We start from the raw sequence: 16,467 nt of genomic DNA on the forward strand, positions 1-16,467 counted from the left end.
CCGCGCGTCATCACTCACTACCCCTGCGGCGCAACAGTTCTGGACAGTCCGCTGGCTCGCAGGACCCGGCGGCCGATCGCGGCGCGGATGGCGTCCTCGGTACCGATGACGCGGACGTGGGAACGCGCCCTGGTGATGGCCGTGTAGAGGAGTTCCCTGGTGAGCAGCGTGGATTCGGGTTCCGGCAGCACAACCGAGACGGTGTCGTACTGACTGCCCTGGCTACGGTGGATGGTCATGGCGAAAACCGTGACGACAGCGGGGAATTGGGTGGGGTGAACCAGGTAGGGCTCGCTGCCGCGCTGGAGCGCGGCGCGCAGCGAGCCGTCGGGGCGGCGGATGATGACGCCGGTGTCACCGTTGTAGATGCGGGCTTCGTGGTCGTTGGCGGTGACCAGCAGCGGCTGGCCGGGGTACCAGACCGATTGCGGCCCTTCGGGTCCCGCGCCGCCTGCCGCGGCCCACTCGGCCGCCATGCGGTCCCAGCGTTCCACACCGAACGGACCCTGGCGGTGGGCGCAGAGCAGGCGATGCGACTCGAGGGCGGTCAGCGCGCCGATCGCATCACCCGCCTCGGCGGCGGCCGTGACGGCGAGGGCAGCAGTCGTGACGTCCGCCCGCACCGCGCGAACATCGTCGGGGCCGCACAGTGACACATCGTCGCCGCCCGCACGCAGAATCGCCAGCGCCGCATCGGCATCACCCGCGCGAACGGCGACCGCCAGATCGGCGATGTGGCCGCCGAATCGCCGTCCCCTGGTCAACCGGACGATCCCGCCCTGCAACCGCCGCTGTTCGAGTGCCGTCAGCGAGTGTGCCTGCGTCGCGGGTGGATCGGCCGGCGATCCTTCGGGAGTCCCGGGTACCACATCGCCGTGGAGGCCGAGCACCTCGCGCAGCGCGGGATTGGGCGCGCCGCTCACCGGCCCGGCCACGAGGTCGGCCAGCACGGCGCCCGCGTCGACCGAGGCGAGCTGGTCGGGGTCGCCGACGAGCACGAGGCGAGTATCCGGGCGCAGCGCGGAGAACAGGTGGCTCATCATCGTCAGCGATACCATCGAGGTCTCGTCGACCACGACGACGTCGTAGGGCAGACGGTTGTGCTCGTGGTGGCGGAAGCGGGTGGTGCGGCCGCGCTGCCAGCCCAGCAGGCGGTGCAGGGTCGAGGCGGTGAGCTCGGGCAGGCCGAGGACGGCGGCTTGTTCGCGAACCGCTTCCTGCAGGCGGGCCGCCGCTTTACCCGTGGGGGCCGCGAGCGCGATCCGCAAGGCGGGCAGTTTCGGCGAGGCGGCGCGATGGGCGGTGAGCAGGGCCAGGATCCGGGCGATGGTGTGGGTTTTGCCGGTGCCGGGTCCACCGGCGACGACGGTGGTCCAGTGGGTCGCGGCGAGGGCAGCGGCCAGACGTTGCCGGTCGGGACCCGCGCCGAGCGGGTCGGCGAAGAGCCGATCCAGTTGTGCGCGTACCAGTTCGGTCTCGATGACAGGGTGGTCGGCACTGCGCTCGGTGAGCACTCGTCGCAGGGTCTGCTCCTGCTGGTAGTACCGGTCGAGGTAGAGCAGCGCGCCACCCTCGGCATCGGCTTCGACGATCCGCAACGGGCGCAGCGGACCGGACTGCCCACCGCAGATCAGCGGACTGCGACGCAGGGCCGTGAGCACCCGCTCGGTGTCCGGCCACGGCAGGGTCGCGGGGTCGATTCCCGTGACGCTGTCGCGGGTTTCGTCGGCATCGATGCCAATCTCGCGCATCCGGGCCAACTCGAGACACACCGATCCCGAGCGCACCGCGCGCACGGCCAGCGCCGCCGCGAACAACACGTCCTCGCCGTCCTCGCGCCCCATGCGACCCAACCGCACCGCCACGTGCACGTCCGCCGCCGACAGGACCCCCGCCTCGTTGAAGACCCGCAACAACCCGGTCCCCCGCTGCGCCACCTGGATAGACGTCATGAGTGCCCCGCGAGGAGGTCCGACAGCGCGACGACGAGTTCCGCCGAAGGATGCCAATCGAAGACGCCGTGCCCCGGTGGGGTCGCCGCGCCGATCATGCCCCGCACGAACAGGTATCTGGCGCCGCCGAGATGGCGAGCGGGGTCGTAACCGGGCAGCCGCCAGCGCAGATACCGGTGCAGCGCCACGGCATACAGCAGCGCTTGCAGTGGATAGTGCGAGCGGATCATCTCCGCGACCATGTGGTCGCGGCGATAGTGCTCGACGGTGAGGTCGCCGGTCCCGAGCCGGTTGGTCTTGTAGTCGATGATCAGATAGCGCAGCTCACCCGTCTCATCGGGCACCCGCAGCACCGCGTCGATACTGCCGGTGAGATAGCCGCGCAGCACCGTATCCGATAGTGCGGCAACATGATCAGCGTAACCGGCGAGGTCGTCGTCGGCGGGCAGGTGGGTACGCAGCAGCGCGGCTACGGCGTGCATCCCGGCCGAGCGCGGTCCGGGTGAATCACCACCGCCGAGCGGGAGCTCGAATTCCAGTTCGTTGAGCCGGTCACGGGTCGCGATCGCGGCCAGGGACCCGAAATCGGCCGGGGTACGCAGAACTTCGAGCAGCGCGGTCGCGAGCAGATCGACATCGAGCTCGGCCATCGTGTGCTCTACCGCCTCGACACAGCGCTGGTGGACCTCGGCGGCGAGATCGGGCACCGAGGTGTCGACCGTTTCGAGAACGCCGTGGACCAGCGTGCCGAACTCGGCGCCGTAGGGCAGGTCGTTCATCAGCGACGGGTCGGCCGTGCTGCCGGTCAGGGCGTCGATCGGCGCCTCGGTCGGCTCGTCGTCCGGGCCGGGACCGTCCTCGGGTTCCTCGTCGGCCACGCCAGGGGCGTCGTGCGCGCCCGCGGTGAGCGCCGAATACGACGTGCGCCGCCACTGCTGGTCGAGCGCGCGCGTGAACCCCGCGGCCGCCAGCTCGCCGGTCGGTAGCTCGGAGCGTACTCGCCGGGGCGCCACATCCTCGGGACGGTCGACCACGGTCACCGAGATCACCTCCGATGCGGACGCGGCCCATTCGGAAATCCGTTGCGCCGCAGCGTTGTCGGCGGGAATCTCGGCCCGGCGCGGTACCTGCGCCGATCCCGGGCGCCTGCCCAGCATCATCCGGTGCAGCGGCGCGGCGCCGGTGGTCACCGCGGGCGCCCACCACGCGACGATCTGGCACATCGCCCGGGTCAGCGCCACATACAGCAGCCGCAGTTCCTCCCCCGATTCCTCGGCCTCACACCGCAACTGGCGCTCGCCGTACCCGGGCGCCTCCTTGCCGCCGATATCGAGCACCCTGGTGCCGTTGTCGTCGTGGAACAGCAGCGTCGCCGGATACGGATTCTTGGCGCTGTCCCAGGTGAAAGGCAGGTAGACGATCGGAAACTCGAGGCCTTTGCTGGCATGCACGGTGGCGATCTGCACGGCCGCCGCGTCTCGATCGAGGCGGCGACTGCGGCCGCTGACGCTACCGGCCTCCGGCTCGCGCACACGGTCGGCGAGCCAGCGGGTGAGCGCGGTCAGGCCGAGCCCCTCGGCCAGTGCGACCTCGTCGAGCAACTGCGCGAGATGGCGCAGGTCGGTGAGTTCGCGTTCGCCGTTGTCCACCGCCAGCAGGCGGGGCGCGAGGTCGGTCTCGGTGGCGAGCTTGTCGAACACAGCGGCGAATCCGGCGCGCGCGAACAAGCGCGCGGCGTCACGCAACTGGGTGGACACCCGGCCGACGAGATCCGCACCGCCCGCGTCGATCTCGGCGGCGCTCACCCCGAGGATCGTTGTGCACGCGGCCAGCCGCACCCGGTCACCACGATGCGGTTGTTCCAGGGCCCGCAGCACCCACAGCCAATCGGTCGCGGCGACGGTCGCGAAGACACTGGTGCCACCGGCGAGGACGGAGGCCACCCCGACCCGGTCCAGCGCCGCGCGCACCACATCGATCTGGGAGCGGGTGCGCACCAGTACCGCGATATCGCCCGGCCCGATCGGCCTGCGCACCCGGCCGTCGCCGACCTCGCGCAGCGATTGATCCCCGCCGCGTACAGGTTTGGCGTCGATGGTGGTACCGGATTCGAGCAGGGTGACGATATCGGCGGCCAGGTCGTCAGCCACCTTGGCCCGCTGCCTGCCCACCGACGGGAACCCCGACCGATTGCGCGGACCGGCCCCCGTCCGTGGGAGCACCCGGAGTCGCAGCGGGGCGATGGCGTCCGGGTCACCGTGCAGACGGGTCATCGGCCGCGTCGGCGTGACCGGGTAGACGCTGATCTCGGGATGACCCAATTCCGCACCGCCACACAGGTGGTCGATGGCGCGCAGCAGTCCGGCGTCGCTGCGCCAGTTACGGGTGAGCTCGCTGCGTCGATCGGCCAGCGCCACGGCGTCGAGGTAGCTGAGCACTTCGGCGCCACGGAAGGCGTAGATGGCCTGCTTCGGGTCGCCGACCAGGACGAGGGTGGCGTGTTGATGGAAGGCCAGGCGCAGGATGTCCCACTGCAACGGATCGGTGTCCTGGAACTCGTCGACCAGCGCGACCCGGTAGCGCTGCCTGATCCGGGCGCGGGCGCGCGGCCCGTGGTCGGCGTCGGCCAACACGTCGTGCAGCAGGACCAGCAGATCGTCGAAATCACGCAGTCCCGCACGGCGTTTGCGTCGTTCGGTCTCGACCCGCACGGCACTTGCGAAGGCGACCCGCTCCCCTGCCGCACCGTCGGTGCGCGGGGCGAGGTCGGCGTGCCGGTCGTGGACCGCCGCCAGTGCCAGGGTGTGGGCATCGCGCAGGGTGAACGGGGCGCGGTCGCGGGCGTAGCGGGCCAGATACAGGTCGTCGGCGACGGTGCCGACCAGTTCGTCCACCGATTCGACCAGCCGAGCGCCGGGATCGTGTTCGCCTGCCAGGCCGAGTTCGTCGAGCATCCGCTGGCAGAACGAGTGGGTGGTGGCGATGGTGCCCGCGTCGAAATCGGCCAGGGCGGTGAGCAATCGGTGCCTGCGCGAGCGCACCGTGGCGGGGTCGGTGTCGGCCATCGCGCGGACGAGCTCGTCCTGATGGTGCCGTGCGGTATCGGGCTCGGCCAGGGCGGTCGCCACCGTGACGAAACGGTCCCTGGTGCGTTCGCGCAATTCCTGGGTGGCGGCGCGGCTGAACGTGACGAGGAGCAGTTCGGTGATCGCGATGCCCGCCTCGGCGACATAGCGGACGGCGAGCCCGACGATCGCGTGCGTTTTGCCGGTGCCCGCGCTGGCCTCGAGCACCGTGGTGCCCTGCGGCAGCGGACCGGTGGCATCGAAGGCGGTCGGCGCCGAGACGGTTCCCGTCACGGCTGTCCCTGACTTTCGGCGGCGAGCAGCGGCGCCCACCAGCGGCGCGCGAGGGCACCGAAGTGGGTGCTCTCCGGCTCGCCCGGCCGGCTGGTTTCGGTGGCGAGACCGGCGAATCGGGGTGCGCGGCCCCAGACGTAGCGCAGGTAGCGGTCGGTGTGGTCGCCGAACTTGTCGGGGCCGTTGGGGCCACCGTCGAAGGCGTGTTCGGCGGCGAGCAGGGCGTCGGCGACGCTGTCCCCGCGGAAGCGGCGCTCGGCGTAGGCCGCGGTGGCGGCGGGCGCGCAGGGCAGCGGTTCGCACAGCCCCTCGTCGCGCAACCGGACCAGATCACGCAGGATCGCCAGTGCGGCAGGCGCTTCGGGTGCGGTGATCACCGATCTGGCCACCGGCCTGCTGCGGAATTGCCCCCGCCCCGTGCTGATCGCCTGCCACGAGCGGTCTTCGGTCGCGGCGAGGGCGAGCAACGACACCCAGGACGCGAGCCGGTGTTTCGGCGCGAGCCGCGAGTAGGTGGTACGCACCAGCGTTTCGCCGCGAACCTCGGGCACGGTGCCCGCGAGGGTGCGGCCGTTGCCGAGGTCGACGGCGATGTCGACGGCGCGCGGCGACGCCTCGTAGTCGGGCAGCGCGGTCCGCACGAGGGTGTCGACGGTGCCCTCCACTTCGTCGAGCACCCTGGCCCCGAAACCGAAGGGGGGCAGGGTGCCCCGGCGCCATTCGGCGGCCCGCAGCCCGGCCGGGTCGGCGCCGGTGAGGCGCGCCGACAGCATGCGTTCGCCGAGGTCCCACTTGGCCAGGCCGTCGAGTTCGATCGGGAGCTGATCGGCGATGTCCTCGGATTCCTCGGGTACCCGCAGGCCGAGCCGCTGCCACAGGAACGCGCGCACCGGGTGTTCGGCGAACGAGATCAGTTCCGCCAGTGCGACATCCGCGACGGCAGCAGGTGGCAGCGCCGCCGTGAGCAGCGGTGGACGCGGCCGGGACGGGCGCGCGGCGGCGCGGGCACCGGCCAAGGCGACGGTGTCGAAGCTGCGCGGCTTCTCGGGGGCGAAATTGCGCCGGTCGAAAGCCTGCAGGGGATGGCGAAGGTGGACGGTGTCCATGGCCGCCGGACCCACATGGGTGGCGAGCACGTCGAGCAGCTCGGCGACGGGGACAGCGGGCGGACGGGCGGCACCGGTGACCGGGTCCGCACCGGTGTGCAGGATCAGCAGCCTGTCCCCCGCGGCCATGATGGCGTCGAGGAGAAGTTGCCGGTCTTCGCTGCGCGCATCGCGTTCGCCGACCAATGGGTTCCGGGCCAGCAGATCGTCACCGTCGACGCTGCCGGGACGCGGGAAGACATCGTCGTCGAGGCCGAGCAGTACCACCACACGGTGGGGCACCGACCGCATCGGCACGAGCGTGCACACGGTGAGTTCGCCGGTGCGGAAGTTCGCGCGGCCGGGGCCGCCCGCCAGGCGGCTGGTCAGCAGGACCGCCACGTCGGCGAGGCGCAGCGGGGTATCGCCCGCGTGTTCGGTGGCGGCCACGATCTCACGCCGCGCTTCGGTGCGGATCCAAGCGTGCGCGGTGGGCACGTCGGTGAGCAGCTCGACCGCGCGCAGCAGCACCGCGGTCCATTCGGCGGCGGGGCGCGGGCCGCGCAGGTCGCGCAGGCACACCGCGAGGCGGTCGATGAACTCGGCGAAGCGGCCGGCGAGGTCGACGTCGTTGGAGTCGACATCATCGAGCGGCAACGCCAGATCGAGCCAGTCGTCGCCGGATTCGTCGGCGGTGACACCGAGCAGGATGCGGTCCACCGCGGCGTTGAGGGTGTTCTGGGCGAAATCGGCGAGCCCGAACGCCTCGCGTTGACGCTGCCCGATCCCCCATCGCGCGCCTGATTCGGCCGCCCACTCGCGCAGCCGTTCGATGTCGTCGTCGTCGAAACCGCAACGGCGGCCGACGGTTTCGCTCGCCGCCAGATCGAGCACCTGCGTCACCGTGACGCGTCCGTCGGCCAGCTCGAGCAGTTCGATCACCACCGCCAGCATCGGGTTGGTCACCGCCCGCCCGCGATCGGCGAGCCGCACCCGCAACTGATGCGCCGGGTGTTCACCGTCGACCGGCAGATCCACTCCGGACCCGCGCTGGCCGAACGCCGCCCGCACCAGGGGCGCGAACGCCTCCACGTCCGGGCACATGATCAGCACGTCACGCGGCTCGAGCGCCGGATCCGCCGCGAACGTGCTCAGCAGCAGATCCCGCAGCACTTCCACCTGCCGCGCCGGGCCGTGGCACGCGTGGATCTCGACGCTGCCGTCCGGCACCGCGCCGATCCCGGGGACGCGGTCCGCGCGAACAGCGGTCTGCACGGCACCGAGCAGGGTGGGCGCGGCCGTCTCGCCGGCGAGGTGGATATCGCTGTCCAGCACCGGGTTCAGGCGCTGCTCCAATTCCCGCACATCCCGGGCCAGCCCCGAGAGCAGCGGGTGGGACACCAGATCCGCGGTGTGGTCGTCCGCGCGGGGGCGGACGGCCACGTCGTTCGCACGGCGATCAGCGCGCACGGCGTTGTCACCCGGGTCGGCCGCGCCGTCGCCCCCGACAGCCCATTCGCCGAGGCGACCCTCAGCGGGTACGGACGCGTCCTCGTTCACCGCGATGCCGACGGCTACCCGGCCGAGCGCGGCCCACATCGCCGGACTCGGGTGCGCCGACCAGAGGTGAACTTCGCGGTGGGCGGCGAGCGCGGTGACCACGGCCAGCTGATCGGCGGGCAGACGGGTGAGCCCGAACAGCGAGAGCCGCTCGGGCAGGTCGATCGAGGCGGGTTCGGCGCGCAGGTGGGCACAGGCGTCGGCGAGCCGTTCGGCCGGGCTCGGGGCGCCCACGGCGGTGCGCAGGGCGCGCCACAACCGCGGTTGCCAGGCGAGGTCGTCGGGCACCGGCCCGCCCGCGCCGTCGGTGTCCGCGCCCGCCGCCCAGTCGAGCAGGACCTGCGGGCGTTGCGCGGCATAGGAGTCGAAGAGGGACGCGAGGTGGGCGGCCGTGGAGTAGCGCCTGCCGAGACGGTGATCGGTACCGGGCAGGCCGAGATGCCGAGCCAGGACGGCCGCCCACGGCTGGTCGGCGACCTCGTCGATCACCCGCAGCAGCGTCCACACCAGTCGCTGACCCGCCCACGGATCGTCGGTGGGCGCGACCCCACTCGCACCGGCCAGCACCTCGGCCACCAGGGCCGCAGGCGCGGGAAACGCGATATTCGCGGCCACCCCGTCGCCGGCGCCGGCGACTCCGAGCACACCCGACAACCGTTGCGCCAGCCAGCGCTCCACCCCCTTGGCCGGGACCGCGACCACTTCCGTGGCGAAAGGATCGGCGGGAATCTCACCCAGCAAACGCCCCAGTCCGTCGGCCAGCGCGTCGGCGCGTTCGGCGCGATGGAGGTGCAACGGCATCCGTTGTTTATACGCCCAGCGACCGACCCGCAATCGCGCGGCCCCGCGACCACCACTGCACCGGGCTAGTGAAATACGCCACACCGCAAGATGTCCCGGCCCCGCCTGCGGCACCCTCGGCGCCGGGCGTGGGATCGTGGCGGTTCGGGTGGGACAGTACGGCCGCGGGCGAAAGGCTGGTTTCGTTTCATGATCGCGCAGGTGTTTCCCCTGGTTCCCGGTGGCGGCTTCATCGTCCGTCGAGTGGGCGGGCGCTGGGAGCTGATCAATTCCCGGCGCTACGGGCCTGATCAGGTGCTGCATTCGTGGCCGCTGGACCGACACGGCGAAGCGTTCGAGCACTGCCATCGCCTCAACGGCTGCACCATCGCCACTCCGCACGCCGCACATCACTGACAGCAATTGCGCTGTGCCGCAACAACCCTGAGAGACGGCAACCGTGCGTCTCGGCAGCGTTGTCGCGCCTGATGCCGGATTTGGGGTGAAGTAGTGCATTGCGGCGCCCGGTGTGCGAGTGTGGTCCATCGTGCGTGACCGTTCCCCCTCCACCCGTGTCGTTTCCCGAGTCGCAGCAACTGCCTGCCTCCTCGCCGCCGCGGCCGCCCTCACTCCGGGCGTCCCTGTTCTCACCGGCCCGGCTCATGCCGCGCCGCCCGCGCTGACCCAGGTGTCGGTGCCTGGATTCGACGCCGACCTGAGCTCCCGGATCGCCCGGGCCGACGCCTATCTCGCCGGCCGTCCCGGTGTGGTCGGCTACGTGCTGCGTGACCGCAAGACCGGTGGCATCTACGCCAACGAACACGCCGAGAACCAGGTCTGGACCGCGTCCACGATCAAGCTGGCCATCGCCGCCGACCTGCTCAATCGGGCCCGCGTCGGCGCCATCGGCCTGTCCCCCGACGACCGTTTCAACATCGAAGCGATGCTGGCCACCTCCAACGACCACGCCACCGACGTGCTGTGGCAGAAGTACATCGGCTTCGACCGGATGGCCTACAACAACGCGTTCCGCGCCTACGGCATGGTCAGCCTGATCCCGCAGCCGACCACGACCGCGCTGTTCCCGGACTGGTCGTTCCAGAAGTGCACGGCCGCCGACCTGGATCGGCTGATGAACACCATCCTCGACACCATGCACCCCGACGATCTCGCCTACCTGCTCGACCGGATGCGCTCGGTCGACTCCAATCAGCACTGGGGCGTGTGGGGCGCGGGTGCCTCGATGCGGCCCGGCCTGAAGAACGGCTGGTCGGCCGAAGCCGACGGCTGGGTGGTCAACTCGGTCGGCGTCGCGGGCGCCGGTGAGCGGTACACGCTGTCGATCATGAACGCGCTCGGCGGAGCAGGCGGATACACCGACGGCGCCGAGACCGACACCCGGGTCGCCGAGATCCTTCTCGCAGGTCGCTGACTGGGCGCATCCCGTATTGTCGATCGTGTCGTTTCGATGAGATACCGCGTCACACGCCGCGATCGGGTTCTTGTTGCGACGTCACAACCGGAGCCGACTACGGTTACCCCTGTCATTACCACCGCGGGGCCCACCCCAGTCTGTCGAGGAGCGCGACGATGAGCACTGAGTCTGTCGGGAAGCGGCACCACGTAGTGGTGATCGGTTCCGGGTTCGGCGGTTTGTTCGGCACCCGGCACCTGCGCCGAGCCGATGTCGACGTCACGCTCATCTCGAAAACGTCGACCCACCTGTTCCAGCCGCTGCTGTACCAGGTGGCCACCGGCATCCTCTCGACCGGCGAGATCGCCCCGGCCACGCGGCTGGTGCTGCGCAAGCAGAAGAACGCGCAGGTGCTGCTCGGTGACGTCGTCGACGTGGACCTGGCGAACAAGAAGGTCACCTCGCGACTACTCAACCGCGACACCGAAACCACCTACGACAGCCTGATCGTCGCCACCGGCGCCCAGCAGTCGTACTTCGGCAACGACCACTTCGCCACTTACGCGCCCGGCATGAAGACCATCGACGACGCGCTCGAGTTGCGCGCGCGCATCCTCGGCTCCTTCGAACAGGCGGAGCTGGCCACCACCCAGGAAGAGCGTGACCGGCTGATGACGTTCATCGTCGTCGGCGCGGGCCCGACCGGGGTGGAGCTGGCGGGGCAGATCGCCGAGCTCGCCGACCGAACCCTCGACGGCACCTTCCGCACCATCGATCCCCGCGACGCGCGCGTCATCCTGCTCGAGGGCGCCGGCGCGGTGCTCGGCCCGATGGGTCCCAAGCTGGGCGCCAAGGCGGCCAAGCGGCTCGAGAAGATGGGTGTGGAGATCCAGCTCAACGCCATGGTGACCGATGTCGACGCGCACGGCGTGATCGTGAAGGACGCCGACGGCAGCACCCGCCGCATCGAGGCCGTGTGCAAGGTGTGGTCGGCGGGCGTGCAGGCCAGTCCGCTGGGCAAGATGATCGCCGAGCGATCCGAGGGCACCGAGGTGGACCGGGCGGGGCGCGTCATCGTGGAGCCCGACCTCACCGTCAAGGGCCATCCGAACGTGTTCGTGGTCGGCGACCTGATGTCGGTGCCCGGTGTGCCGGGGCAGGCACAGGGTGCCATCCAGGGTTCGACCTACGCGGCCAAGGCGATCAAGGCCGGGCTGCACGGTCAGACGCCGCAGGAGCGCAAGCCGTTCAAGTACTTCAACAAGGGCTCGATGGCCACGATCTCGCGGTTCGACGCCGTCTGCCAGATCGGCAAGCTCGAGTTCAGCGGGTTCCTCGCCTGGCTCGCCTGGCTGGCCCTGCACCTGTATTACCTGGTCGGCTACCGCAGCCGAATCGTCACGGTGATCGGCTGGTTCGTGTCGTTCCTCGGCCGCAACCGCGGTCAGATGGCGGCGACCGAGCAGTGGATCTTCGCGCGGCTCGCGATCGAGGAGGTCAACGCCGATCAGGCGGAGGCCAAGGAACTCGCGGCCGACGTGGGCGCGCCGCCCGCCACCGCCGAACCGCTCACCGCGGAGCAGCGCAAGATCGGCTGACACAGCTCTACGAAGGCCGGGTGGTTCCGTCGAACCACCCGGCCTTTCTCGTGCCAGTTGCCTTTCCCCCGACCGCTGTTGCGGGTTGCCGACGTTTCGGACCCATCCGAGTCGGGCACCGGTCCGAATGTCGGAGGTCATATGTGTGACCAATCCCCAGGATGAAAGGTGATCTATGGCGACGGGGAAACACAGGGCGCCGAACTTGCAGCGACAGAAGGTAGGTTCGGTCGTCGCAGCCGGAGCGGTACCCCTGGTCATGGCCCTGATCGGCACGGGCACCGCGAATGCCGATCCCGCGCAGGCGGCGGTGACCCAGCCCGAGCATCAGGCCGGACCGGAGTTCGACGCGGTGGCGCCCAACGCCACCCCGTACGTGGGGCAGCCGATGCCCGCGAACACCCGCAGCTCGCTGCAGTGGTCGCGGACGGGGCCGGAAATGGATTACCTGTCCCCGGTGGGACCGCTGCACGCACCGACCGCGGTCGCGCCGGTGCCGCCGATCCTGCCGCCGCCGGGCCAGTTCCGCTTCGGTGACCAGCAGGTTCCGGTGCCGGACTTCGTGCCGGTGGACACCTCGATCCAGATCAACGACGCCGCGGCCAACACCGAGGCCAACCTGGCGACGTTCCTCGACTCGGTCGGGCTCGAGCGCAGCCGCTCGGACCGGATCGCGTCCGAGACCCTCGGTTCGGCGGCCAGGGGTGCGGCGGTCGGTTCCACCGTGGCGATCCCGTTCGCGATGATGGCGAGCACGGGTGGCGCGTTGGCGGGGCTCGTCGCCGGAATCCCGTTCGTGCCGATCGGTTTGGTCGCGGGTCCGATCCTGGGCGGTATGGCCGCGTACATGGCCGTGTCGATCCCCGTCACGGTCGTCGGCGCCGGTATCGGTGCGGCGGTGGGTGCGGCGAGCGGTTTCCTCGCGCCGCCGCGGGGGATGGCCCCCGAGGCCGCCGACAGCGACGCCGGGCTCGTCAACGCTTGATCGAATTCCCAGCGGTGGGAGTCGGGCTCTTGCTGCCCGGCTCCCACCGCCTTTTCGTGAGCTATCCGGGCGCGAACGCGAGCGCGCGCAGGCGGCTGCTCGTGCGGGTGGCGAGCGAGCCGCCCGCGGCCAGCGGGAGCCGAACCTCGTCCACGCTGCCCGACCAGGCAGGACGATGGTCCGGGTAGACCAATTCGCTGTCGAGCGCACGGGCCCCGCTCAGCCGATCGTCGGTCGCCGAACCCGCTCCGAGCTCGAGCCGGTGCCGAAGCAACGGCACCTCGCCCAGGTCGGCCAGCAGATCACCGCGCCACCCACCGCCGTCCTCGCCGCTGCGGCCCACCTGCACCCGTTCCCGCAGCCGCAGCCGCGCGTCGGGCGCCACCTGGACCGTGGTCACCACATGATGGTGTGCGCCACCGGCCACGATCGTGGGTTCCGGATCGAAATCCAGTTCGGCGCCTTCGCCGATGTCGAAACGCCAGTGCGCGTGCGACACCATGGTGCCCGTGCCCGGCAGGGCGATCGTCGCCGCCACCGAACGAACCACCAGCCGCGCGCCGGCCCGCACGACGATGGTGATGTCGAGTTCGTCCCCGCCGAGCGGGGTCGCCGCGGTACCGATCAGGTGCACGGTGTCGATACCGGTGTGCCGCCCGGCCAGGCCGCCGATCGCGTCGATGCGGGGCAGCCTGCCCGGTGCGGCGACGATGCTCAGTTCAGTGCGCAACGCCGGTGGCCGCGTCCTGGTCGGCGGCGACCCGCAGCTGCTCGCGCACCCAGGCCAGGACCGGGGTGGCGGCCGGGTCGTCGGTCAGCGAGACCAGGGCGGTGGGGCGGCCGTCGCGGACCTTGGCGGCGTCGCGCTCCATCACACCGAGGTCGGCGCCGACCAGCGGGGCGAGGTCGGTCTTGTTCACCACGAGCAGGTCGGAGAAGGTGACGCCGGGGCCGCCCTTGCGCGGCACCTTGTCGCCGCCTGCCACGTCGACGACGAAGATCTGCACATCGATCAGACCGGACGAGAAGGTGGCCGTGAGATTGTCGCCGCCGGATTCCACCAGGATCAGGTCCAGCGGCGGATTGGCCGCGACGAGATCGTCGATGGCGTCGAGGTTGGCGGTGATGTCGTCGCGGATGGCGGTGTGCGGGCAGCCACCGGTCTGCACGGCGGTGATCCGCTCGTCGGGCAGCACGGCGTGGCGGCGCAGGAAGTCCGCGTCCTCGGTGGTGTAGATGTCGTTGGTCAGCACCGCGAGGGACAGCTCGTCGCGCAGCTGCCTGCACAGGGCCGCCACCAGCGCGGTCTTGCCGGAGCCGACGGGTCCACCGATGCCGATGCGCAGCGCTTCACCGGCCGTGCGGTTGCGCTTGGGCCGGTCGTGGCTGTGATCGTGCGGTTCGCCATCGATCAGATGGGGAGGCATGGGGGCTCCATTCTTCTCGGAATCACGGGGGTCAGGACGCGAACAACGGCATGTCGCGATGGAGGTGACGTTCGGCGAGCGCGTCCTGCAGCGGATCGGACAGGGCGGCGAGGCCGACGGCGGCCTCGGCGGCGATCCGATCGCACAGCGGTGCCAGGCGCACGGTGCTCGCGGCGATGGCCGCGGGATCGAGGGCGAGCAGTCGTTGCGCCGCGGTGGCGGCGCCGGTGAGCGTCGTGTAGACGACCACGCCCGCCAGCTGTTCGGTGCTCGTTCCGCTCGCGGCGCCGACCATGCCGAACACCGTCGACAGGTGCGGGCGCGGGCCTACCGCGGCCCAATCATGGTGCGGCCACAGCTGTTTGGCCAGGCGGAGCAGCCCACGGCCTTGCGCGCGCGACGCCGTTCGCGCGGCGGGTGACGGCGTACGAGCGTCGGCTTCGAGCTCGGCGCGTTCGGGCGTGAGCACCCCGCCGCACACCGCGGCGGCCAGCGATGCCGTGACCAGTCCCGAGGTGGAGATCCGGCGCCGCAGATACAGCTCCACGCTCGCGTTGTCGCGCAGCAACCCCGACGACACCGCTTCCTCGACGCCGCCGGAGTGCACGTGTCCACCGATGGGCAGGCGCGAATCGGCCAGGGCGAGCAAGGTCGCCAGTCCTGTCGCACCCTCGTTTCGCATCCGCCGATCCTATGCAACGAACCTGGACGTCTGCCCGGTGAGGGCAATCAGCAGGGCACACCGTGGCGGTCATCACCCCGGCCGGTGGTCGTGCTCGCCGATCAGCCGCGGGTGCTTCAGCGCGGCTCGGTGGCCGCCGAGCCGGTGCGGGCAGAGCGCCAGGCCAGTACCGCCATCGCGATCAGCAGCAGTGCGCCGCCCGCGGTCGCGACGTGCATGCCGCTGACGAAGGATTCGCGGGCCGCGTGGATCAGCCCGTCGTCGCCGGCGGACTCCAAGAGGGTGTCGCCCAGGGTCTCGCCGAAGTCGCCGCCGGAACGGAACACCAGCGCGGCCACCGAGCCGAGCAGGGCGAGACCGAGCGCGTTGCCGAGTTCGAAACTCGTTTCGGAGATCCCGACCGCCGAACCCGCCCGCTCGGCCGGCACCGCCGACACCGCGACATCCGACACCAGGGTGAACGAGAAGCCGTACCCGATACCGGCGATCACCGAGCCCGCGATGTACCAGCCGAGGCCGCCGTCGACACCGACGCCGAGCAACATCAGGTTGCCGATCGCCGACAGCAGCAGCGCGAGGGTGAACGTCGCCCGCACGCCGAGCCGCAGCCCCAGGCGCGCGCCGCTCATCGAGCACACGAACACCGCGATCGCCATCGGAATGCCGAGCAGCGCGGCGGCCAGCGGGTCACGCCCGGTGACCGACTGCAGGTAGATGCTGGTCAGGTAGCTCAGCGCGGCGAGCGACATCATGCCCGCCATGCTGGCCCCGATCGCCACCCGGAACAGCGGCCGCGTGAACAACGACAGGTCGAGTAGCGGTTCCGCGAGATGACGCTGCCTGCGCACGAACAGCACGAGCAGCCCGACGCCGATCATCGCGATCACCAGCGACACCGCGTCCAGGCCTTCGGCGGCGATGTGTTTGATGCCGTAGATCAACGGCAGGATGCCGCCGATCGACAGCGCGACGCTGGGCAGATCGATCGGCCCCAGGGCCGCGGAGCGATGTTCGGGCAGCAGGATCGGCCCGAAGATCAGCAGGATCGCCAGGACCGGGATGTTGATCAGGAATACCGAACCCCACCAGAAGTGGTGCAGCAGGACGCCGCCGATGATCGGCCCGACCGCCGAACCACCGGCGAAGAACGCGGTCCAGATGCCGATCGCGGTGGCCCGTTGCCGGGTGTCGGGGAACAGGGTGGAGATCAGCGCCAGGCTCGACGGCAGCAGCGTCGCCCCGCCGATGCCCATGAGTACGCGGGCCGCGATGAGGATCGGCGCGGTGGGGGCGAACGCGGCGAGCACCGAAGCGACGCCGAAGATGGCGGCGCCGGCGAGCAGGATGTTGCGTCGGCCGATCCGGTCGCCGAGGTTGCCCATGGTGATGAGCAGACCGGCGAGCATGAACCCGTAGATATCGAGGATCCAGAGTTGTTGCGACGCGGTGGGATCCAGGTCGGCCGTGAGGGTCGGCATGGCAAGGAAGAGCACCGAGATGTCCATCGACACCAGCAGCACCGGCAGCAGCAGCACGCCCAATCCGAGCCATGCGCGGCGTCCACCGGCGACTGCGGTGGGCACCGCCGGTTCCAGCTTCGTCATTCCGACATCCTTCCGAGGTTG

At 70.7% G+C, this 16,467-nt stretch carries 11 protein-coding genes; 4 read left to right on the forward strand and 7 right to left on the reverse strand.

Annotation, left to right across the window (positions count from 1 at the left end):
• Positions 1-17: 17 nt before the first annotated feature.
• The 3 genes from recD to recC are packed head-to-tail and all read right to left on the reverse strand — an operon-like array spanning position 18 to position 8,757.
• On the reverse strand, positions 18-1,952 hold the full coding sequence (gene recD, locus ACFQ9R_RS02760; protein WP_378988348.1) for an exodeoxyribonuclease V subunit alpha: 1,935 nt from the start codon (positions 1,950-1,952) through the stop codon (positions 18-20).
• The gene (locus tag ACFQ9R_RS02765; protein WP_378988351.1) at positions 1,949-5,311 is read right to left on the reverse strand and encodes a UvrD-helicase domain-containing protein; all 3,363 of its coding nucleotides are present in this window, start codon (positions 5,309-5,311) and stop codon (positions 1,949-1,951) included. The genes recD and ACFQ9R_RS02765 overlap by 4 nt, the downstream gene beginning before the upstream one ends.
• Complete coding sequence (gene recC, locus ACFQ9R_RS02770) at positions 5,308-8,757, reverse strand: exodeoxyribonuclease V subunit gamma (protein WP_378988354.1); 3,450 nt, start codon at positions 8,755-8,757, stop codon at positions 5,308-5,310. The genes ACFQ9R_RS02765 and recC overlap by 4 nt, the downstream gene beginning before the upstream one ends.
• 189 nt (positions 8,758-8,946) lie before the next feature.
• On the opposite strand from recC, the gene ACFQ9R_RS02775 reads away from it, so the two are divergent.
• From ACFQ9R_RS02775 to ACFQ9R_RS02790, 4 genes are all read left to right on the forward strand, one after another.
• On the forward strand, positions 8,947-9,153 hold the full coding sequence (locus ACFQ9R_RS02775; RefSeq protein WP_101467248.1) for a hypothetical protein: 207 nt from the start codon (positions 8,947-8,949) through the stop codon (positions 9,151-9,153).
• Positions 9,154-9,283: 130 nt separating this feature from the next.
• Complete coding sequence (locus ACFQ9R_RS02780) at positions 9,284-10,168, forward strand: tat pathway signal sequence (RefSeq protein ID WP_378988357.1); 885 nt, start codon at positions 9,284-9,286, stop codon at positions 10,166-10,168.
• A 158-nt stretch (positions 10,169-10,326) separates the two neighbouring features.
• Positions 10,327-11,748, forward strand: coding sequence for an NAD(P)/FAD-dependent oxidoreductase (locus ACFQ9R_RS02785; protein WP_378988360.1), 1,422 nt, complete (start codon positions 10,327-10,329; stop codon positions 11,746-11,748).
• 205 nt (positions 11,749-11,953) lie between these two features.
• On the forward strand, positions 11,954-12,733 hold the full coding sequence (locus ACFQ9R_RS02790) for a hypothetical protein (protein ID WP_378988362.1): 780 nt from the start codon (positions 11,954-11,956) through the stop codon (positions 12,731-12,733).
• A 61-nt stretch (positions 12,734-12,794) separates the two neighbouring features.
• Here the strand turns inward: ACFQ9R_RS02790 and ACFQ9R_RS02795 are convergent, their stop codons facing one another.
• The 4 genes from ACFQ9R_RS02795 to ACFQ9R_RS02810 form a co-directional block, all read right to left on the reverse strand.
• Positions 12,795-13,463: an urease accessory protein UreD gene (locus ACFQ9R_RS02795; RefSeq protein ID WP_378988364.1), complete on the reverse strand. Its 669-nt coding sequence runs from the start codon at positions 13,461-13,463 to the stop codon at positions 12,795-12,797.
• Positions 13,453-14,160 carry an urease accessory protein UreG gene (gene ureG, locus ACFQ9R_RS02800; RefSeq protein ID WP_378988366.1) on the reverse strand — a complete coding sequence of 236 codons (708 nt, stop codon included), beginning with the start codon at positions 14,158-14,160 and terminating at the stop codon, positions 13,453-13,455. Before ureG ends, ACFQ9R_RS02795 begins: the two co-directional genes overlap by 11 nt.
• 31 nt (positions 14,161-14,191) lie before the next feature.
• Positions 14,192-14,842 carry an urease accessory protein UreF gene (locus ACFQ9R_RS02805; RefSeq protein WP_378988368.1) on the reverse strand — a complete coding sequence of 217 codons (651 nt, stop codon included), beginning with the start codon at positions 14,840-14,842 and terminating at the stop codon, positions 14,192-14,194.
• 116 nt (positions 14,843-14,958) lie between these two features.
• Entirely contained in the window at positions 14,959-16,446 is a 1,488-nt protein-coding gene (locus ACFQ9R_RS02810; RefSeq protein ID WP_378988370.1) for an MFS transporter, read from the reverse strand.
• Between the last annotated feature and the right edge of the window lie 21 nt (positions 16,447-16,467).

It is taken from the genome of Nocardia sp. NPDC056541 (assembly GCF_042794235.1).
Taxonomy (GTDB): Bacteria; Actinomycetota; Actinomycetes; order Mycobacteriales; family Mycobacteriaceae; genus Nocardia.

Bases quoted from the DNA above. Each gene is read 5' to 3' on its own strand.
- ureG (WP_378988366.1), bottom strand. From the start codon at position 14,160: ATGCCTCCCCATCTGATCGATGGCGAACCGCACGATCACAGCCACGAC.
- ACFQ9R_RS02785 (WP_378988360.1), top strand. From the start codon at position 10,327: ATGAGCACTGAGTCTGTCGGGAAGCGGCACCACGTAGTGGTGATCGGT.
- ACFQ9R_RS02805 (WP_378988368.1), bottom strand. From the start codon at position 14,842: ATGCGAAACGAGGGTGCGACAGGACTGGCGACCTTGCTCGCCCTGGCC.
- recD (WP_378988348.1), bottom strand. From the start codon at position 1,952: ATGACGTCTATCCAGGTGGCGCAGCGGGGGACCGGGTTGTTGCGGGTC.
- ACFQ9R_RS02810 (WP_378988370.1), bottom strand. From the start codon at position 16,446: ATGACGAAGCTGGAACCGGCGGTGCCCACCGCAGTCGCCGGTGGACGC.
- recC (WP_378988354.1), bottom strand. From the start codon at position 8,757: ATGCCGTTGCACCTCCATCGCGCCGAACGCGCCGACGCGCTGGCCGAC.
- ACFQ9R_RS02775 (WP_101467248.1), top strand. From the start codon at position 8,947: ATGATCGCGCAGGTGTTTCCCCTGGTTCCCGGTGGCGGCTTCATCGTC.